The organism is Sinorhizobium psoraleae, assembly GCF_013283645.1.
Taxonomy (GTDB): Bacteria; Pseudomonadota; Alphaproteobacteria; order Rhizobiales; family Rhizobiaceae; genus Sinorhizobium; species Sinorhizobium psoraleae.
The window spans coordinates 170,010-188,771 of the sequence record NZ_JABEKV010000003.1; the positions used below are offsets into that span (position 1 = coordinate 170,010).

The window sequence follows — 18,762 nt, forward strand, 5'->3', positions numbered from 1 at the left end:
AGCATGTACGTAGCCGTCAAAGGCGGGGAAGCCGCCATTGCCAATGCCCATCGCCTGCTTGCCGATCGCCGCCGCGGCGACCGCGCGCTGCCCTCGATCACCATCGAGCAGGTTGTCGAACAACTCGGACTTGCCGTCGATCGCGTGATGGCCGAGGCCTCGCTTTATGACCGGGCGCTGGCTGCGCTCGCCGTGCGCCAGGCGCGCGGCGACATGATCGAGGCGATCTTCATCCTGCGTGCCTACCGCACCACGCTACCGCGCTTCGGCTATTCCGAGCCGATCGACACGGCGAAGATAAAGGTCGAGCGCCGCGTCTCGGCCACCTACAAGGATCTGCCCGGCGGCCAGCTGCTCGGCCCCACCTTCGACTACACCCACCGCCTGCTCGATCCTTCGCTGATCGCAGAGGAGACGGTTGCGGAGCCGGCAGTGAAAGAGCCCGGCGAGCATGTCATGCGCGTCTCCGACATTCTCGATGGCGAGGGCCTCATCGAAGGCGACGGCCGGATGCCGGAAGGCCACGTGATGGGCGATCTCACACGCGAGCCGATGGAATTCCCGATGGCGCGCGACCTCCGCCTTCAGGCGCTTGCGCGTGGCGACGAAGGTTTTCTGCTGGCCCTCGCCTATTCCACCCAGCGCGGCTACGGCCGCACCCACCCCTTCGTCGGCGAGGTCCGGATCGGCGAGGTCGAGGTCGAACTGGACCTGCCGGAGGTTGGCTTTGCGGTTTCGCTCGGCGTGATCCGCGTCACCGAATGCCAGATGGTCAACCAGTTCAAGGGCTCGGCCAAGCAACCGCCGCAGTTCACGCGCGGCTACGGCCTCGTCTTCGGTCAGAGCGAGCGCAAGGCCATGTCGATGTCGCTCGTCGATCGGGCGCTTCGCACCGACGAGTTCAGCGAGGACATCGTTGCTCCGGCGCAGGACCAGGAATTCGTCATCTCGCATGCCGACAATGTTCAGGCGACCGGCTTCGTCGAACATCTGAAGCTGCCGCACTACGTCGACTTCCAGGCCGAACTCGACCTGGTGCGCCGCATGCGCCGCGATTACGAGGCCGCCCGCACTGGCGGTGAGGACGGCATGAAGGAGGCCGCCGAATGAACGACCTTGCCACCTACAATTTCGCCTATCTCGACGAACAGACGAAGCGGATGATCCGCCGCGCGATCCTGAAAGCGATCGCCATTCCCGGCTACCAGGTGCCCTTCGCCTCGCGCGAAATGCCGATGCCCTATGGCTGGGGCACGGGCGGCGTGCAGGTGACTGCCTCGATCCTCGGGCCAGGCGACGTTCTGAAGGTCATCGACCAGGGCGCAGACGACACCACCAACGCCGTCTCGATCCGCGCCTTCTTCCAGAAGGTTGCCAATGTCGCGGTAACGACGCGTACGAAGGAGGCGACGATCATCCAGACCCGCCACCGCATTCCCGAGGAGACGCTGAAGGAAGGCCAGACGCTCGTCTATCAGGTGCCGATCCCGGAACCCTTGCGCTTCCTAGAGCCGCGCGAAACCGAAACGCGCAAGATGCATGCGCTCGAGGAATATGGCCTCATGCATGTGAAGCTCTATGAGGATATCGCCCGCAACGGCCACATCGCCACGACCTACGCCTATCCGGTCAAGGTCGAGGGTCGTTACGTGATGGACCCCTCGCCAACACCGAAGTTCGACAATCCGAAGATGCACATGTCGGAAGCGCTCCAGCTCTTTGGCGCCGGCCGCGAAAAGCGCATCTATGCGGTGCCGCCCTATACCGAAGTGGTCAGCCTCGATTTCGAGGATCACCCCTTCGAGATCCAGAAGTTCGACAAACCCTGCGCGCTCTGCGGCGCCGAGAACGTCTATCTCGATGAGGTCGTGCTCGACGATAAGGGTGGGCGCATGTTCGTCTGCTCCGATACGGACCATTGCGAAGACCGGCGCGCACACGGCCATGCCGGACACATGCTCGCCCGCCCAACGCCAGAAAGCCAGGAGGCCGCAGAATGAGCGCCGTTCCGCTTCTAAAAGTCAACGACGTCTCAAAGTTCTACGGCAGCCGCATCGGGTGCCGAAACGCCTCCTTCGAGCTCTACCCGGGCGAAGTGTTGGCGATCGTGGGTGAATCCGGCTCCGGCAAGACGACCCTGCTTTCCTGCCTCTCGACCCGACTGATGCCGACCTCCGGCATCGTCGAATACCACATGCGCGACGGGCAGTACCGCGATCTAGCCCGTATGGCCGAGGCCGAACGGCGCTTTCTGATGCGCACCGACTGGGGCTTCGTTCACCAGAACCCGGCCGAGGGCCTCAGGATGACGGTCTCGGCCGGTGCCAATGTCGGCGAGCGGCTTATGGCCGTCGGCGACCGGCACTACGGCAATATCCGAGCCGCCGCCTGCGACTGGCTCACCCGCGTCGAGATCGACGAGGATCGGATCGACGACCAGCCGCGCGCCTTTTCCGGCGGCATGCGCCAGCGTCTGCAGATCGCCCGCAATCTCGTCACCTCCCCTCGCCTCGTCTTCATGGACGAGCCGACCGGCGGCCTCGACGTCTCGGTTCAGGCCCGCCTGCTCGACCTCGTGCGCGGCCTCGTCCACGATCTGGGGCTCGCGGCGATCATCGTCACGCACGACCTCGCGGTTGCCCGCCTTCTGTCTCACCGGATGATGGTGATGAAGGACGGCGCGGTCATCGAGCAGGGGCTCACCGATCGCGTGCTGGACGACCCGCGTGAGCCCTACACCCAGCTTCTCGTTTCTTCGATTTTGCAGGTCTGACGCATGACCCCGAAAAGTGGAATCCGGTTTGCGGACAAGATTATGCGCAAAGGAAAGTAAGAACCAATGGCTACTCCACTCGTTGTTTCAGAAGTCGCCAAGAGCTTCACCATGCACTTGCGCGATGGCGTGCGCCTGCCGGTGGTCGCGAATGTCTCCTTCTCGGTGAAGGCCGGCGAATGCGTCGTACTCGGCGGCCCCTCAGGCGTCGGCAAGAGCTCGATCCTCAAGATGCTCTACGGCAATTACGGCGTCGATGAAGGCCAGATCCTGATGGAGCACGACGGCCGATTGGTAAACCTTGCGACGGCAGAGCCGCGCACTGTTCTCGAAGTGCGTCGCACGACGCTCGGCTATGTCAGTCAGTTCCTGCGCGTCGTGCCGCGCGTCTCCGCCCTCGACATCGTCGCCGAACCGCTGCAGGCGCGCGGTGTCGCCGTCGAAGAGGGGCGCGAACGAGCGGCGGAACTGCTTGCAAAGCTCAACCTGCCGAAGGAACTCTGGGGCTTGCCGCCGGCCACCTTCTCCGGCGGCGAGCAGCAGCGGGTCAACATCGCCCGCGGTTTCATGACCGACCACAAGATCCTGCTGCTCGACGAACCGACCGCCTCGCTTGATGCGAAGAACCGCGCGGTCGTGGTCGAAATGATCGCCGAGAAGAAGGCGCAAGGCACGGCCCTGATCGGCATTTTCCACGACGAGGAAGTGCGCGACGCGGTCGCCGACCGCATCATCGACGTCTCCGAGTTCTCGCCAAGGAAACAGGCGGCATGAGCCAGAAACTTGGGCCCGAACCTTTCATCCACCCGACCGCCCGCGTCGTGAATTCGACGCTTGGCCGCTACACGGAAGTGCAGGAACGCTCGCGGCTCGACGAGGTCGAATTCGGCGACTATTCCTACGTTATGCAGGATGGCTCGATCTGGTGCGCAACGGTCGGCAAGTTCGTCAATATCGCCGCCTCGGTGCGCATCAATGCCACCAACCATCCGACCTGGCGCGCGACGCTGCACCATTTCACCTATCGCGCGCCGAACTATTGGGATGACGCCGACCTCGACCACGATCTCTTCGCCTGGCGGCGCCAGAACCGGGTAACGATCGGTCATGATGTCTGGGTCGGCCACGGCGCGACGATCCTGCCGGGGGTTTCCGTCGGCAACGGCGCGGTGATCGGCGCGGGTGCCGTGGTCTCCAGGGACGTCGCCCCCTATACGATCGTCGGGGGCGTTCCGGCAAAGCTCATCCGCGAGCGGTTTACGGCCGAGATCGGCCGAGGCATGGATCGGCTCGCCTGGTGGGACTGGGAGCACGCGCGGCTCAGGCGTGCACTCGACGATTTCCGCCATCTGACCGCCGAGGAATTCCTCGTCCGTTACGGTTGATTTAATGCCCGTTCACCAGCTTGAGGATGAGCTGGTGAACATTGCCGCCATCGCTCAATTCGACACGGTCGAAATCCCGGCTTCGCTGCCGCTGCGCGAGCGAAAGCTCACCGAGGCGCTTGGTCAGCTCGGTCCTGATTTTGCGGCACGCCGGATCATCGGGTACGGTCAGGCCTACTGACACGCCTTCGATCTGCCGCACCATGTCCTTGATGAAATCGCCATGCACCCGTTCGTGCTTGTGCACGCCGGCGATGAACGTCTCCCAACTCTCCCGCGCCCCCGACGGCAATGTACTTGCCGGCTCGGGCAGCATATAGGTGATCGTCAGCTTCGGCCGAGCAGAAGAGAGGACGCAAGCATTGCCCTGAGGCTCGTACTTCCGGGTCCAGGTCAGCTTGAAATCCGTATGCGCGATCGCGCGAACGAGGCCAACCTTCGGCCCCCGCTCGCCGATCGATGCATAGAGCTCGGCACCGGTTTCCCCCGCGATGGTGTAGGTCCGCACCTTCTCGACGGCCTGCCATTCGGCGTACGCCACAGCAGGCGATGCCGCCACGCAGGCCGCCAGCAAACAAGAACGAACGATTGTTCCCACGCGCTCCCCCGCAAATCAATCGGACCCTGTATACTTCCGTCAGGGCCGAGACGGAACGGCAACGACACGGCTAGATCATTGAAACGATGCAATTCCGGACGGAAAAACCGTTATACACTTGGAATTGCTTCAGTTGACGGCGTTGAGCGTCATCGACGTCCCGGCGGCAGCGATATTGAGCCCGAGCTGACCGGTTACGCTGATCGCCTGCAGATGGATCGAGCCGGCGGTGCCGCCAACGAGCACGTTTGCACCTACGCCGGCGCCTACGGTCGCTTCGGCGGACGCACCCTGGTAGATGCCGCCCAGGGATCCGCGGTGATAGCCGGCGGTCGGCGCCAGCACGGCCCAGATCAGCCGGCTGCGCGTCGTGAAACCAATATCGACGCCGAGCTTCCTGATCTCGCCCGCATAGTGATCCGAAGCTTCACCGGCGAGGGTGGAACGGAAGACGCAGTCAACTTCCTTCGCCGAGCCAAGAACATAGCCGGCGCCGCCGCCGATAATGCAGTCGAGATAGCCGATCTTCACGCCACCATGCAGATCTGCCTCAGCCGTCGGCGCCGGCGCCTGGGCCGGATAGCTTGGGACGTCGGCTGCGTGGGCGGCAACGGTCCCCGCGAAAACCAGCGCCGCGACGGACGCCTTCACGGCAAAACTCTTCTTCATTCATGGTCTCCTTTTCGGGATCGGCAGCGGTGGCTGGCGCTCGATCGTTCAGCAATCAAGCACAGGAAGGGCTGGTAGACGGTAGGAGTCGCCACGTTAGTTGCCGATTGGGCTTTTCCAAGGCAACTCCGAATGCAGGACACACTTCCGGCAGACAATCCCCTCGCGAACAATCGAAGAAGCGCCACCGACCACCGTTCAAGCGCATTTTCCACAACCGCCGCATGACCTGACGAGACGCTCGTCACCCAGCGAGGACGCTATGATGCAGGTTGACGCTAGCCCGTCACCAGGATCGCGACGTAGGCAAGCACCGTGACAATCAATCCCCGAAAAGCGAAATTGACGAAGCGGTATTTGCTGCACGCGATCGACGCGAGGGCGTCAGCATTCTCGATATATTGCTGAAACAGATAGGCCGTTTCGCCGCCTGTCGCCGCTTTGCGAAACGTATCGCGGTGCGACAGCCAGCCGCCCCAAAAGAGTGTCGTTGAGGTCGCGCTCTTTCGCGGCAGAACGACGAGGATCGCCGAAATGATCGAAAAGATTGAAGCAAGCGCCAGCAATGCCGATAAAATCATCGCCAACGGATCATCGCCGAGATAACGTTGCCAGGTGAACACGTTTCGTCCCTCGGCCGAACTGATCAGGAACGCAAACATAAAAGTGAAGATATAGGCCGCCTTCTGGTCGGACATCTTTATTTGGTCGTAGAAGACGTCGTTGATCTTCCGGATGTGATCGTAATAGGCGCTTGGTCCAAGCTCCAGCGGCAATACTTCATCCGAAAGGTCAATGTTGTATAGATTTTCGCTAATCCCCATTTACACCAGCCCCCTCACACTGTTTCCCTCTTAATACACCGTAGCGACAAAAAAGGCCGTCGCACCACAGGGAACTTGACTTTTTTCTCCTAAAAATCCACTGGATTCGTAAGGCGAGGTGGGGAACTCGGCAGTGAGGGGAAAGTTATCGGGGGTCATGTTTGCCGCCATGGCGCTCTTTGCGCCGTGGCCGACGTTTGCCGAACCGATTCCGCGACCGGCGCCCGCAGCCGGCTCCGTCATCGCCCGCAAATCCGGCGAAGAGGTTCGCTTCGTCGACATCTCCAACTGGCGGGTCGTTGACCTCGCCCAGGACCTGCTCCCCGGCGACGTCTTGCGCACCAACGCGGTGGGCTCGCTCGCGGTACTCTTCAGAGACCACACGCAGATCCGGCTCGGACGCAACACCGCCTTGCGCGTCAAACAGTTCGGCGCAGGTGGCTCCAACCTGGAACTGCAATCAGGCACGATCTGGGCCCGTGCCGAGCGTGGCGGTGAAGGCCTGGCGATCGACACGCCCGCCGCAACCGCCGCCATCCGCGGGACGGACTGGACGCTGACCGTCGGCGCCGATGGCAAGACCTCGCTGGTCGTTCTCGAGGGCGTGGTCGAGCTCAGCAATGCCTACGGCAGCGTGACCGTGAACCAGGGCGAAGGCGCCGTGGCGGCGATCGGCAGTGCGCCAACCAAGATCGTGATCGTCACGCCAAAAGACCGCGAGCAGATGCTCTTCCATCTGTCGCTGCGCGATGCCTTCGTCTGGATGCCGTCGACGCCGCTCAGGGTTGCCGATATGCGGCGCGAACGCGCGCGCATCGAGTCGCTGCCGCAGGCAGCTCGATCGGCAGAAGACTGGCTGACGCTCGCGGAGATCTACCTTCCGCTCGACGGGCGGGAGAAGGCGCGCGCTGCGCTTTCGCAGGCGCAGCGCCACGGTCTCTCGCCCTCGCAATCAGCGCGCGGGGATCTTATTGAGGGTCTGATAGCCGGTTCAGAAAACCGTTACGAAGAAGCCGCAAAGCTCTTCGCACGAGCGGCACCCGGGCTTGATGCCAAACGCCGCTCCATCGCCTCCTATGGTGGCTATTTCGCCCGCGCTCTTGCAAATCCCGACCGGGTCGAAGGGCCGCCGCGTCAAGCCACTGGTTCTTACGGTAGCTTGGCCGAGGCGTGGACCGCGGGGTTCCGCACCGACATCCGCGCCGCGATCGAGACGATCAAGAAGGCGGAAAATCGGTATCCCGACGATCCCATGCTGCCGGCTGCCCGCGCTTTGTTCGCAATGTTGCTTTACGATCGGGAGGAAATGCGAAGCGGCATCGAGAGGGCACTGTCGATCGATCCGGAAGATCCCACCGCGCTCGAAGCGCGCTCCAACTACCGTTTCTATGTCGAAAATGATCGCGAAGGTGCACGGGCGGACCTCGAACGCGCCCTGGAGATAGCACCTGGTTATGCTCGTATCTGGAATTCGCTCGGTCTTGTCCAGGGGAGCCGCGGCGACAATCGTGCGGCAGAGAATGCCTTCAAAAAGGCTATCGCCCTCGACCCTGGTGACCCGCTCTATCATGCGAACCTCGCGATCCAGTACTTGGACGAAAACCGGATGGAGGAAGGCAAGCGCGAGATCGACGCGGCACTGGCGGCAGATCCGTCCTTCGACCTGACGCTCATCGCGCGCGGCCGTTACCATTTGCAAAACGGCGATCTCGACAAGGCGGTCAACGACCTGCTCGCGGGCGCGACGGCCAATCCTTCCTATTCCAATGCCCAACTCCTGCTCGCCGCCGCACATTATGAGAAGGGTGATCGCATCCCGGCGGCCCAGGCCCTCGACAACGCCGACAGGCTCGATCCGAACGATCCTATCGTCTCGCAGGTGCGTACGATAATTGCGATCGATGAGTATGATGCGGATGCGGCCATCCGCTATGCCCAGGAAACCATGCGGCGCACCCGCGCCAAAGGTGGCGACACGGCAGCTTTGGGCGCCAACCAGGACGCGGGCTCGACACTCAATAACGCCTTTCGTCTGCAGGGTCTCGACGCCTGGGGGCAATACTATGGCGATGCCGTGTTCGATCCGTTTGTCGGTGCGGCCTATGTGGATCAGGCGATCCGCGGCAGCATCAATCCCCTGTTCAATACATATGATTTTGACGGCAGTCCGGTCGCCAATTCGCAAAACCCATCGAGCTTCTCGGCCTTCTTCCAGGGGCTTTTGATCGAACCGCATATGCTGGCTGACCGAGCACGCGCGGCCGACCTGTTTCAAACCCCCTTCTTCGAAGTCGACCTCGGCGGCGGTGTCGTGGCGGACGAGGATCACGCCGGTTGGGTCGGTGAAGCCGAAGTCAGGGGATTCACCTTCTCGCCATTCCCGATCAGCGTGTTCGGCAATTTGCAATGGACGGAGCCGCACGATACCGTCGACCTCGGAAGCAGCCTTGAGGTCGATCGTGAGTCTCGCCTGATCAGCGGCAGCGCCTATCTGACCGCAACCCCGTCTCCTGACGATAGGGTGGTCGCCTTCTTGAGCATGGCAGACGTAGATGACAGCCGGAATATTTTCGACATTCCGGATCCGGACATATTCCCACTTACCGCCGACCAGCTGAACAACGACAGCGGCTCGAGCCTGATCTCCGGCGTCGCCTGGAGCCATACATTTGGATATCAGAATATCGCCAATGCCGCGTTCTTCTTCAGCGACCGGGAGGTCGATCAAGCCTCGAAGCTGGCTTTCTCGGACATCCCGTTTCCCGATCTTGTGCACCTGAGGAGTGAGCAGAAGGAAACGAGCTACATTGGCGCGTTGAACCACCTTTACGGAGACGGTGACCTGACGTGGCGCTATGGCATTGAGGCCGGCGCCGTCAGGTCGGAAGCGAACGCGGAGTATTACGACCTTATCCCTCCTTCGACGCCGTTCAGCTCCACGAGTTTATCCGCCACCACAGGGGTCATGAGGGCCTATGTCGATGGCCTTTACGAGATCACCCCGGACCTGAAGGTCGAGACCGCGCTCTTTGCCCGTTACATCGAGGACGTCAACGACGACAATATTCGACTTGAACCGAAGCTCGGTGTCGCCTGGGCGCCGGCCGAGGGCCATTGGCTGCGCGTAGCCGTTCAGCGCGAGGGCTATAATTTCGGCTCCGCCACCCTGGCGCCCATCGGCATCGTCGGCCTCCAACCGAACCAGTTCCTCATCGGTACAGAGGGTTATGCCGATACCCTCGCCCTGCGATGGGATGCAGAGTGGAGCGACTGGCTTTTCACCGCGGTCGATTATCAGCATCAGGAAATCCGCAACGGCTCGATCGCGATTCCGTTTTCAGTTCTGTTCGTGCCGAACGAGTTCGATTTCGACCGGGCAAGAGTCGACCGCCTGGCGCTGACGGCCAACATGGCGCTCGGCCATGGCCTAGGCCTGTCAGCGACTGTTGCCCGCACCGAAAGCGAGGACCTCTCGACAGGGAGCAGTGGCGACCTCCCGTTCCTGCCGGAAAACTCGGGACAGGTGGCATTGACCTGGGTCAGCACCGCCAACGTCAGGACGACGGTCGCAGCAAACTACATTGGCGAGCGTTTCGGCGGCACCACGACCCTGGACGACTTCTGGACCCTCGACGCATCCCTCCTATGGGAGCCCTTCGACAAACGGTTCGAAGTGGAACTCGCCGGCTTCAACCTGCTTGACGAAGAGTTCGAAGTGCGAGACGGCCTTCCGGGCTGGGGGCCTACCGTCAAGGGCACCGTCAAAGTGCGGTTCTGATGAACGCCCCCGCTCCAGCGCTCGTCCCCCAACGCTTTTCCGCGGCAATTGATCGAATTCGCCGCTCCACGCGGCGGATGAAGCTTGCCGTCTTGACCTCCTTCGTTGCCGCCCTCGTCTCGCTTGTCTCGCTGACTGGCAGTTGGTCGCTCGTCGATCTCCGCGCCTATGATTATCTCTCGATCATCGGCCGGCCCACGCTACCGGAAGATGGCCCCATTATCGTCGCGATCGACGAGCCATCCATGGCGGAAATCGGCAGCCAGTGGCCCTGGCCGCGCGCCCTGCATGCCCGCCTGATCGAATCCTTGAGGCGCGCCGGCGCGCGGGCGATTGCGCTCGACGTCATCTTTGCCGAGCCGGCCGCCGCCCCGGAAAACGACACGGCGCTGGCCGAGGCCCTCGGGCCCGACGTCGTGCTTGCCGGCGATCAGTCGGTGATCGAGACGCCGCAGGCCGACCAGTTCGTCCGTACAGAACCCCTGCCGCTTTTCACGGACAAGGGAGCGAAAATCGGCATCGCCTCGGTCAATCTTAGCGGCGACGGTACACTCAGGCAGATTCCACCCTACACGGACGGCTTCGCTGTGACGCTCGCGACCGTCGCCGGAGCAGATCCGGCACCTCCGCCGAGGAGGGCCCTGATCCAGACCTTCGGTCCGGCGCGCACCTATCCGACCGTTTCCTATTACCAGGCACTCGATCCGGAAAACTTCCTGCCGCCGGGCACCTTTCGCGATCGCGTCGTCATCGTGGGGCTGAGCCTGCAGAATGCACCGACACTCGCGGAAGGCGGGGTCGATGCCTTTGCCATCTCCGACACGGTCTTTTCGCGCGGCCTCGTCGCCGGCGCCGAAATCCAGGCGACGATCTACGACAATCTCGTGCACCGGCTGTTCATCAAGCGGTCGGGTACGACGATTGCCATACCGGCGATCATCCTTGCCACCTTGGCGGCGGCTCTGGCGGTCTCCAGATCGACGAGTTGGAGGACACTCGGCTACGGCGCCATTGCCATCACCCTAATCTTCCTTGCAAGCTACGGCCTGATGCGCCTCGGCCATGTCTTCGTCTCGCCGCTCGGCCCCGGACTGGCTTTCTTCGGCGTTGCGGTCGGGCAGGCAGGTCTCGACTACGCGGAGGAGCGCAAACGGCGGCGGGCGATCACACGCGCTTTCTCGCAATATCTCTCGCCGGCGCTCGTCGAACGGCTGGCCCAGGATCCTTCGCAACTGAAACTCGGTGGTGAGAGGCGCACGCTATCGATCCTCTTCTGCGACGTTCGCGGCTTTACGACGATTTCGGAAGACATGAAGAACGATCCGGAGGGGCTGACAACGCTTATCAACCGGCTGCTGACACCGCTGTCGGAGGCCGTGCTCAACCGGGGCGGCACGATCGACAAGTATATCGGCGACTGCCTGATGGCCTTCTGGAACGCGCCCCTCGACGATCCAGATCACGCCGTCCACGCCGTGCAGGCGGCGCGCGACATGCTCGTCGCCCTCGGAGACCTCAACGCAGAACTGGAAGCCGACGCACGGGCGGCAGGACGCCCGCCGAAGACGTTGCGCATCGGAATCGGCATCAACACCGGCGAATGCATCGTCGGCAACATGGGCTCTGCCCGCCGCTTCGACTATTCGGCGCTCGGTGACGCGGTCAATCTTGCCTCGCGTCTGGAAGGGGCGTCGAAGGACTATGGCATCTCGCTGCTGCTCGGGGAGCGCACGGCGAAGCTCGCGGCGGTGAAATTTCCGATCGCCGAAATCGACCGGATCACGGTGAAAGGGCGAAGCGAGGTCTCGCCGGTATTCACGGTCGCCGATGGTGCCAACGAGGTCGCGCTCGAACGCCACCGCCATTTTATCGAAGCGAAGTATCGAGGTTCGGTTGCTGCCGATGACCCGCTGTTCGAGCAGTTAAAGACGGAACTGCCGTCGCTTGAGCGCTACTATGAACGCGAACGCGAACGGCTTTTGCATTAGCAATTCCAGACGGGAACCCGCTCACACTCATCCGGCCCTAGTCAGGATGTGCGTTTCGCTGCTCTCGATGGTGCAGCCGCAACGTCTCGGCAATCGCGCTTGCCACGCTCTTCGCCTGGATCCGGATATCCGGAACCGCCGTGATTTCCCAGAACTGACCGGCAGTCAACGCGCCTACCGCATAAAGTCCCGGCTGCGGCTCTTCCTGCAGACCAAGCACACGGGAATCCGTGTCGACAGAAAGGCCGAGGCCGAGCTCGTCGGCGGCAATCAGCCCCTGTTGCTGCATTTGCCGAAGCAGCGGCGAGTGCGCGACGCCGGCCCGCTCCATGCCGGTGCAGTTGACGATCCAATCTGCATTGAACGAACGGGGCTGGCGGCTTTGCCTTTCTCTATAGGAGACCAGTGCACCGCGGGTGCCTTCCCGGATCGTCTCCAGAAAGCCGGCATGGATCGTGACGATGCCATCCCTTTTCAAGGCGTCGACGCGCGAAGCTATCTGCGGGGCAATCCGATGGCGATGGATGTTCCACCACGCGAGGCCATGGCGCAGGAAGCGGGCGCGTTGCTCTTTCGTCAGTTGCTGCCACAGCTCTTGCGTCACTGGTCTCAAGCCATCCATCAGGCCGCGCCAATCGGCTCCGTCGCGAACCTGCTTGCGGAAGCCCGCGAGCAAAGCGCTGATTTCTCGCGAACGCCCAAGCTTTGGCTCGACGGCCGGCGCCCGGCGATCTGCCGGCGGATGCGCATGCGGAAGGAGGCCGCGACGAGACAGGACGCGGACAAGCCCCCGGTGACCATGAACCCGCAATGCAAGCACCTGATCGATCATCGTCAAACCGGATCCGAGAATGCAGATCGTGTCGCTGGGGCCAACCTTCGAGAGCCAGCTCAGCCGCCAGGGATTGCGCACGATGCGCCTTTCGACAGCGTCGATTTTTCCGGCCGCGAGCGGCAGATCGGCATTGCCGATGCCGAGACAGAGCACGACGTTTCGCGCGCTCAATTCGCCGCCATTGTCGAGATGAAAGACAAGTCCCGCCTTGCTGCATTGAGTGCAATTTGTCGCCTTGGCCCTGACAAAATCCACTCTCGCGCGGCGCTCGTGGCCGCGCAACAGCGACGCCAGCCGGTCGCGCAGATAAAGACCATAGTCTCCCCGCGAAGCAAAGCCGTCCGCAGAAACCTGTTTCATATGCTCTTCAAGCCATTCGACAAAATCGTCGGGCTTCTCCGGAACGACGCTCATACGCCCCGCGGGGACATTCAATCGATGAACATAGAACTCTGTCCGATAGGCGGTGCCCCTTCCAAACCCGGGGTCGTCGCCGACGACCGCAATGGAAGTGGAGGCTGGCAGCAGATGGAGCAGATTGATTGTCACCGCGATCGCCGAAAACCCCGAACCGACAACTGCGACATCGTAAAGCAAAAGCGCCTCCTGATCCGTTGTCCCCTGGTTACCAGCCTCGGAACGCGCAAGGCGTGCGCCAAGATCCGAAGTTCCGGCACCAGTGCGCTCCTGAGCCACCGGTGAACGGCCGACGCTCCTCAGGCATGTCGGCGCCGGCGAGACTCGCGAAACGCGCCGAGGACATGGTAGCGCAGGTTAATAGATAATCTAGAGAAAATGTCGATATAGGAATCGCCGAGGCTATCATCGATCGTATTATCGGCCTGCCTCCACCAGAGCGATGCGGCAAGCAGCCCGGTCGACACTCGGGCTAACCTCGTCGGCACCGGAACGTGTTTGGCTCCTGACCACTCGGGTGATTGCGCCGAAATTCCATCAGTTCAAGCAGGTAGACGTCGTCCGAGCCCGGACCTCGGGGGTTGCAGAGGAGTTCGGCAATACGCGTTGTGTATTCCCACTCCAGGCGGCGGTCGCGAGCGGTCGTAACCATTGGCGGCTCCCAATTTCTCCTTCGACCGTGTTAGGCCGGCGCGTCCCGATGCTCTTTGCGCTGACGCAAGCAGGAGCTTGAGAACCGCTGGAATGGAGCTGAGCAAATCTCAGTTGGTGTACTGCGACGCGGCCCCAGCGGCGGCAATCGCCAGAGGCCTGGAGCACCGGCGGGTGGGTCACGCGCCCCCTAATCGCCTGATGTTGCCCGCAAGTTCCGCCGCAAGCCGTGTGGCGGCCGCCGTCGCGCCGGCCATTTGCGGGAGGATCAACCATTCGAGCGTCCAGGCGGAACCGGAGCGTTCCTGCTCGTGGATGAGAGCCTGATGCACGCCCGCGAGCTGGGTTGCATTGAACCGTGCCAAGGTGACAAGCACTTCGGCCGCAACCGGGTTCTGCTTGTGCGGCATGGCGGAGGAGCCGCCGCCGCCGGAGAGCACGATCTCCTCGCCGGTTTGCGCCATCAGCGCGACGTCCTGGCCGAACTTGCCGAGGGTGCCGGTGATCAATGATAGCAGATTGGCGAAATCCGCGACCGCCGAACGCTGGCTGTGCCATTGCGGACAATCGACCAGCGCAAGCTCCTCGGCGAGAGTCTCGCGAACGGCCTCCGCCTTGTCCTCGAGCTTTTCGAGCGTGCCCGCGGCGCCACCGAACTGCACGGCGAACAGGTCGCGGTCCATGGCCTCGAGGCGGTCCTGGTGGTCGAGGAGCGGCTCGATCCAGGAGCGCAGGCGGTCCGAAACCGTAACCGGGATCGCCGCCTGCATGCGCGTGCGCCCCATCAAGGGACGAAAGCCCCACTGCCGGTCGCATTCATCGAGCGCCGCGACGACATCGCGGAGCCGGCCGCTGAAGAGTTCGGTGATCGCTTTCAATCGCAGCATCAGGCTGGTGTCGATGACATCCTGGCTGGTGGCCCCGAAATGCACATGGCTCGCGGCGTCACCGCCAACCGCTAGGCGCAATTGCCGGACGAGTTCCGGAACGACGACGCCGTCTGCCGCCGTCGCACGGCGCAACGCCACGACGTCCGGGGAAAAGGCGCGACAGGCTTCGGTGATCCGATCGGCTGCAGAACGCGGAATGATCCCGTGCTCCGCTTCGGCCCGGGCAAGCGCCGCTTCGAAGGCGAGCATGGCGCGGATATCGGCCGCAGCGGAAAATTCCGCCGCGACGACCTCGTCACCGAGAAGACCGGAAAGATAGGGATGATCAAAGGCCGAGTAGGTCATTCCACATCTCCAGGATCTCGTGCTTCCGCGGCGCGGGAGCAGCGACGTCAAAGGCACGAAGCAAACGCGGTCAAGGCCGCCGCACGATGATCATATATCCAGGAAGACGGTTTCCTTCTCGCCCTGGAGATGAATGTCGAATGTATAACTAGGCGCCGCGCCCGCCGCGACAAGCGTTTCGGCGCGATGGCGATGTTCGATGCGGGCAAGCAGCGGATCCTCGGCATTGGCCGCCGCCTCGTCCGGGAAATACATCCGCGTATGAAGGCCGATATTGATGCCGCGCGCGACGATCCAGAAGGTGATGTGCGGCGCCATCAGGCGGCCGTCCTTGAATGGCACGCGGCCCGGCTTGACGGTCTCGAAAGTAAAGACGCCGTCCTCGGCGCCCGTGGGGCACCGGCCCCACCCGGTAAAATTAGGATCGGCGGCGCCGCGCATCTCCGAGGGAGAGCTGTAGAGGCCGCCGGCATCCGCCTGCCAGATCTCGATCAGCGCGTCCCTGAGCGGCATTCCCGCGCCGTCGATCACCCGGCCGTTGACGGTGATGCGCTGTCCGAGCGTCTTCTCGTTGATCATCGAAGCGCCGAGGTCGGCTTCGTAGACGCCCGCAATGCCGCAGAAGTTCGGCGTCAGGCCGATATGGACGTAAGGCCCGGCGGTCTGCGAGGCGGTTTCCTTGAGATAGCCAAGTTCCTGAACCATCGGTTGCCCCCTCAATTGCCTTCCGGCCGGTTTTCGAAAAACGTCGACCGGCGCCCGCGCAGCACGATGTCGAACTTGTAGGCTCGCGCGTCCATCGGGATCGTGTTCGCCCAATCGAGCGGCGCGATCAGTTGCTCGATCGCCCGGCGGTCCGGGATCGTGTTGACGATCGGACATTTCCAGATCATCGGGTCGCCCTCGAAATACATTTGCGTGATCAGCCGCTGGGCGAATCCGTGCCCGAAGATCGAGAAATGGATATGCGCCGGCCGCCAGTCGTTGACGCCGTTGGGCCAGGGATAGGCGCCCGGCCGGATCGTCCGGAAGAAATAACAACCCTCGTCATCGGTGATCGTCCGCCCGCAGCCACCGAAGTTCGGGTCCAGCGCGGCGAGATAGCTTTCCTTCTTGTGGCGATAGCGCCCGCCGGCATTCGCCTGCCAGAACTCGAGCAGCGCACCCGGCACGGGACGACCGCGCTCGTCGAGCACCCGGCCGTGCACGATGATGCGTTCGCCGATCGCGCTTTCGCCGGGCTTGGCGAAGTTGTGGATCAGGTCGTTGTCGAGTTCGCCCAGCATCGAATGGCCGAAGACCGGACCGGTGATCTCCGAGATCGTGCCGTCGAGCGAAAGCAGCGCCTTTTGCGGCGAGCGCAGCACGGAGGTCTTGTAACCGGGCGTAAAGGCCGGCGCATGCCAGTCGCGGTCGCGCTGGAAAAGGGCGCCCGTTTCGGGCTTGCGGTTCTGCCTGTCCGACATCGTCATTGCTCCTCTCAGACCGCCTTGCCGGCATCCATTTCAGCCAAGACCTGCTTGGCGATCTTGATCGCGTGGTTCGCCGCCGGCACGCCCGCATAGATTGCCACATGCAGCAGCGCCTCGCAGATATCCTCGCGGCTCGCGCCCGTATTGGCCGTCGCGCGGACATGCATCGCCACTTCCTCGTCCTGGCCGAGCGCGGCTAGAAGCGCGATGGTGACGATCGACCGCTCCCGTTTCGTGAAGGTCGGGCGCGACCAGACATGGCCCCATGCGGCTTCGGTGATCAGATCCTGGAAGGGTCGATCGAAATCGGTTGCGGCCGATTGCGCGCGGTCGACGTGCTTGTCGCCGAGAACGGCGCGCCGTGTCGCCATGCCTTGTCGATAGCGCTCGGAGGGCGCGGAGGCGTCACTCATCTTTCCTGTCTCCATGCATGACGAGTTCGAAGAATGGCCGCAGTAGCGCGGTCAATATCTCAGGCTGTTCGACGCAGGGGATATGACCGGCGTCGCGGATCACCTCGTAGCGCGCACCTGGGATGAGCTGCGCCGTCGAGAGCACCAGATCCGGCGGCGTCGAACCGTCCTCTTCCCCGACCACGCAAAGCACGGGAACGGCAATCTTCTTGGCCGCCTCCGTGTAATCTGCGTCGCGGATTGCGGCACAGGTTCCGACGTAGCCCGCCACCGGCTGCCGGACCAGCATGTTGCGATAGCCGATGAGCGCTACATTCTCCGGCCGCCGGAAGGCCGGCGTGAACCAGCGCTCCAGTACAGAATCGGCAATCGCCTCGATCCCGTGGGCCTCGATCGCGGCGATGCGCGCGTCCCAGATGTCGGCCGTACCGATCTTGTGCGCGGTGTCCGAAAGCACGAGCGCACGCACCAGATCGGGACGGCGCTGATAGAGCGACTGCGCGATCAGCCCGCCGACGGAGAGCCCGCAGACGATTGCCTGGCGGACCGCGAGCAGGTCGAGCAAGGCGGCAAGGTCGGTCGCATGATCCTCGATCGAATAGGGAACCTGGCCGACATCGGAAAGGCCATGGCCCCGCTTGTCGTAGAGAACGATCGCGAATTCACCGGCAAGCCGGACGACGACATCGCGCCAGATCCGGAAATCCGTGCCGAGCGAATTGATGAAGACGAGGACGGGCTTTTCTCCCGTCGCGCCAATCACCTGATAATGAATCGTGAGGTCGTTGATACGGGCGAATTGCACGGCAGATCTCCTCGTCGCCAAATTGGATCTTTGATCTGGTTAAGTAAAATGATATTTCACCGGCTTCCAATAACTAATGGGTTATGGGTTTCATGGTCGATGCTCGCATCAATGAAGGGCGCGCTTAACCATAGCACCGGACCCAGAGTCCGGGTACGGAAGCGCCACTAAAAGCACGCTACGAAAAAGCTGATGAACGCACTGAGAAAGTGCGACCCGCTTTGCCACTTTGCCGACAGCCGCAGATCCTCGAATGAACTGCTCGTTGGATGGCTGCGGTTGTCAAGGCTGTTCATTGCCGAGTCTCCGGACACCGCTTATCCGACAAGACCACTCCCGCCCATGGAAACAGCGAATTTCACCTCCAGTTTCCGATGGGAGGGAACCCCGGCGTTGACCCTGGGCCGCTCAGACGCCACCGCCCTCCAAGCGCCTTTTTCCTTCGACAGTCTCGGGTGGGATCGCGCTCATCGGTCTGGTTGCATCCGCGAGTGATTGCCCGTCGCTGAGGGGAGGCAGCGCCAACCAATTAGAAGCGCCTTAATTAAAAGCTTGCTCCATTAGACTTTAGTAGCATAGTCTGACACCCATCGCTTTGGGAGGAGCACGATGGTTGAACGCGTAGAAGCCGAAAAACTTTCCAAGCAAACCGCCACGAAAGTGTGGTCTGTCCGCGAGTTCTGCCGACGGCAGCACTTGTGCCAGGAGGAAGAACGGCGCTTGACGCGGCTATTCGGCGGGTTCGCCACATCTAGCGAGCTGCTGCACAATGCGAAGCGCGCTCCCAGGTGGAGATATTGAGGGCTGGGGCGACGGGATCCTGCGTTCATCGATGATGCGGGCTCGGTCGCAAATGAAGCTGTGCACCGAAAAAGCCAGGACGGGCCCATGGCAGGGTCAGCGGAGAGCCTGCCAATTG

The 18,762-nt window shown here is 62.5% G+C and carries 17 protein-coding genes; 8 read left to right on the forward strand and 9 right to left on the reverse strand.

Going from position 1 to position 18,762, the window contains the following annotated elements:
• Positions 1–3: 3 nt before the first annotated feature.
• From ILFOPFJJ_RS16710 to ILFOPFJJ_RS16730, 5 genes are all read left to right on the forward strand, one after another.
• The gene (locus ILFOPFJJ_RS16710) at positions 4–1,110 is read left to right on the forward strand and encodes a carbon-phosphorus lyase complex subunit (RefSeq protein ID WP_173511695.1); all 1,107 of its coding nucleotides are present in this window, start codon (positions 4–6) and stop codon (positions 1,108–1,110) included.
• Positions 1,107–2,000 (forward strand): alpha-D-ribose 1-methylphosphonate 5-phosphate C-P-lyase PhnJ, encoded by an 894-nt coding sequence (locus tag ILFOPFJJ_RS16715; RefSeq protein WP_173511696.1) that lies wholly within the window; start codon positions 1,107–1,109, stop codon positions 1,998–2,000. The genes ILFOPFJJ_RS16710 and ILFOPFJJ_RS16715 overlap by 4 nt, the downstream gene beginning before the upstream one ends.
• Positions 1,997–2,773 (forward strand): phosphonate C-P lyase system protein PhnK, encoded by a 777-nt coding sequence (gene phnK, locus ILFOPFJJ_RS16720; protein WP_173511697.1) that lies wholly within the window; start codon positions 1,997–1,999, stop codon positions 2,771–2,773. Before ILFOPFJJ_RS16715 ends, phnK begins: the two co-directional genes overlap by 4 nt.
• Positions 2,774–2,839: 66 nt before the next feature.
• Positions 2,840–3,547 carry a phosphonate C-P lyase system protein PhnL gene (phnL, locus tag ILFOPFJJ_RS16725; RefSeq protein WP_173511698.1) on the forward strand — a complete coding sequence of 236 codons (708 nt, stop codon included), beginning with the start codon at positions 2,840–2,842 and terminating at the stop codon, positions 3,545–3,547.
• Positions 3,544–4,158, forward strand: a complete 615-nt coding sequence (locus ILFOPFJJ_RS16730) for a DapH/DapD/GlmU-related protein (RefSeq protein ID WP_173511699.1) — start codon at positions 3,544–3,546, stop codon at positions 4,156–4,158. Before phnL ends, ILFOPFJJ_RS16730 begins: the two co-directional genes overlap by 4 nt.
• A gap of 1 nt (position 4,159) precedes the next feature.
• On the opposite strand, the gene ILFOPFJJ_RS16735 is transcribed toward ILFOPFJJ_RS16730, so the two are convergent.
• The 3 genes from ILFOPFJJ_RS16735 to ILFOPFJJ_RS16745 form a co-directional block, all read right to left on the reverse strand.
• A complete protein-coding gene (locus ILFOPFJJ_RS16735; protein ID WP_312032703.1) occupies positions 4,160–4,756 on the reverse strand; it encodes a DUF922 domain-containing Zn-dependent protease in 597 nt (198 codons plus the stop codon).
• 129 nt (positions 4,757–4,885) lie between these two features.
• Positions 4,886–5,425, reverse strand: a complete 540-nt coding sequence (locus ILFOPFJJ_RS16740; protein WP_173511700.1) for a DUF992 domain-containing protein — start codon at positions 5,423–5,425, stop codon at positions 4,886–4,888.
• A gap of 278 nt (positions 5,426–5,703) precedes the next feature.
• Positions 5,704–6,249, reverse strand: a complete 546-nt coding sequence (locus ILFOPFJJ_RS16745; protein WP_173511701.1) for a Pycsar system effector family protein — start codon at positions 6,247–6,249, stop codon at positions 5,704–5,706.
• 157 nt (positions 6,250–6,406) lie between these two features.
• Between ILFOPFJJ_RS16745 and ILFOPFJJ_RS16750 the strand changes: the two genes are divergently transcribed.
• Both ILFOPFJJ_RS16750 and ILFOPFJJ_RS16755 read left to right on the forward strand, forming a co-directional pair.
• Entirely contained in the window at positions 6,407–10,027 is a 3,621-nt protein-coding gene (locus ILFOPFJJ_RS16750; RefSeq protein ID WP_210267494.1) for a FecR domain-containing protein, read from the forward strand.
• Positions 10,027–12,015, forward strand: a complete 1,989-nt coding sequence (locus ILFOPFJJ_RS16755) for a CHASE2 domain-containing protein (RefSeq protein WP_173511703.1) — start codon at positions 10,027–10,029, stop codon at positions 12,013–12,015. Before ILFOPFJJ_RS16750 ends, ILFOPFJJ_RS16755 begins: the two co-directional genes overlap by 1 nt.
• Positions 12,016–12,052: 37 nt before the next feature.
• Here the strand turns inward: ILFOPFJJ_RS16755 and ILFOPFJJ_RS16760 are convergent, their stop codons facing one another.
• The 6 genes from ILFOPFJJ_RS16760 to pcaD form a co-directional block, all read right to left on the reverse strand.
• Complete coding sequence (locus ILFOPFJJ_RS16760; protein WP_173511704.1) at positions 12,053–13,447, reverse strand: FAD/NAD(P)-binding protein; 1,395 nt, start codon at positions 13,445–13,447, stop codon at positions 12,053–12,055.
• Positions 13,448–14,097: 650 nt separating this feature from the next.
• On the reverse strand, positions 14,098–15,153 hold the full coding sequence (locus ILFOPFJJ_RS16765) for a 3-carboxy-cis,cis-muconate cycloisomerase (RefSeq protein WP_173511705.1): 1,056 nt from the start codon (positions 15,151–15,153) through the stop codon (positions 14,098–14,100).
• Between the two features lie 90 nt (positions 15,154–15,243).
• On the reverse strand, positions 15,244–15,858 hold the full coding sequence (pcaG, locus tag ILFOPFJJ_RS16770; protein WP_173511706.1) for a protocatechuate 3,4-dioxygenase subunit alpha: 615 nt from the start codon (positions 15,856–15,858) through the stop codon (positions 15,244–15,246).
• 11 nt (positions 15,859–15,869) lie between these two features.
• On the reverse strand, positions 15,870–16,619 hold the full coding sequence (pcaH, locus tag ILFOPFJJ_RS16775; protein ID WP_173511707.1) for a protocatechuate 3,4-dioxygenase subunit beta: 750 nt from the start codon (positions 16,617–16,619) through the stop codon (positions 15,870–15,872).
• 14 nt (positions 16,620–16,633) lie between these two features.
• Positions 16,634–17,038 carry a 4-carboxymuconolactone decarboxylase gene (gene pcaC, locus ILFOPFJJ_RS16780; RefSeq protein ID WP_173511708.1) on the reverse strand — a complete coding sequence of 135 codons (405 nt, stop codon included), beginning with the start codon at positions 17,036–17,038 and terminating at the stop codon, positions 16,634–16,636.
• Positions 17,031–17,843: a 3-oxoadipate enol-lactonase gene (gene pcaD, locus ILFOPFJJ_RS16785; RefSeq protein ID WP_173511709.1), complete on the reverse strand. Its 813-nt coding sequence runs from the start codon at positions 17,841–17,843 to the stop codon at positions 17,031–17,033. The genes pcaC and pcaD overlap by 8 nt, the downstream gene beginning before the upstream one ends.
• Positions 17,844–18,452: 609 nt before the next feature.
• Here pcaD and ILFOPFJJ_RS35085 point away from each other — a divergent pair.
• The gene (locus tag ILFOPFJJ_RS35085) at positions 18,453–18,644 is read left to right on the forward strand and encodes a hypothetical protein (protein ID WP_246299673.1); all 192 of its coding nucleotides are present in this window, start codon (positions 18,453–18,455) and stop codon (positions 18,642–18,644) included.
• Positions 18,645–18,762: the final 118 nt, after the last annotated feature.

Excerpts from the sequence above, each read along its gene's own strand:
- ILFOPFJJ_RS16740 (WP_173511700.1), bottom strand. The coding sequence starts at position 5,425 with ATGAAGAAGAGTTTTGCCGTGAAGGCGTCCGTCGCGGCGCTGGTTTTC.
- pcaH (WP_173511707.1), bottom strand. The coding sequence starts at position 16,619 with ATGTCGGACAGGCAGAACCGCAAGCCCGAAACGGGCGCCCTTTTCCAG.
- phnK (WP_173511697.1), top strand. The coding sequence starts at position 1,997 with ATGAGCGCCGTTCCGCTTCTAAAAGTCAACGACGTCTCAAAGTTCTAC.
- ILFOPFJJ_RS16745 (WP_173511701.1), bottom strand. The coding sequence starts at position 6,249 with ATGGGGATTAGCGAAAATCTATACAACATTGACCTTTCGGATGAAGTA.
- pcaC (WP_173511708.1), bottom strand. The coding sequence starts at position 17,038 with ATGAGTGACGCCTCCGCGCCCTCCGAGCGCTATCGACAAGGCATGGCG.
- ILFOPFJJ_RS35085 (WP_246299673.1), top strand. The coding sequence starts at position 18,453 with ATGGTTGAACGCGTAGAAGCCGAAAAACTTTCCAAGCAAACCGCCACG.
- ILFOPFJJ_RS16715 (WP_173511696.1), top strand. The coding sequence starts at position 1,107 with ATGAACGACCTTGCCACCTACAATTTCGCCTATCTCGACGAACAGACG.
- ILFOPFJJ_RS16765 (WP_173511705.1), bottom strand. The coding sequence starts at position 15,153 with ATGACCTACTCGGCCTTTGATCATCCCTATCTTTCCGGTCTTCTCGGT.
- ILFOPFJJ_RS16710 (WP_173511695.1), top strand. The coding sequence starts at position 4 with ATGTACGTAGCCGTCAAAGGCGGGGAAGCCGCCATTGCCAATGCCCAT.
- ILFOPFJJ_RS16755 (WP_173511703.1), top strand. The coding sequence starts at position 10,027 with ATGAACGCCCCCGCTCCAGCGCTCGTCCCCCAACGCTTTTCCGCGGCA.
- ILFOPFJJ_RS16750 (WP_210267494.1), top strand. The coding sequence starts at position 6,407 with ATGTTTGCCGCCATGGCGCTCTTTGCGCCGTGGCCGACGTTTGCCGAA.
- ILFOPFJJ_RS16730 (WP_173511699.1), top strand. The coding sequence starts at position 3,544 with ATGAGCCAGAAACTTGGGCCCGAACCTTTCATCCACCCGACCGCCCGC.
- phnL (WP_173511698.1), top strand. The coding sequence starts at position 2,840 with ATGGCTACTCCACTCGTTGTTTCAGAAGTCGCCAAGAGCTTCACCATG.
- pcaG (WP_173511706.1), bottom strand. The coding sequence starts at position 15,858 with ATGGTTCAGGAACTTGGCTATCTCAAGGAAACCGCCTCGCAGACCGCC.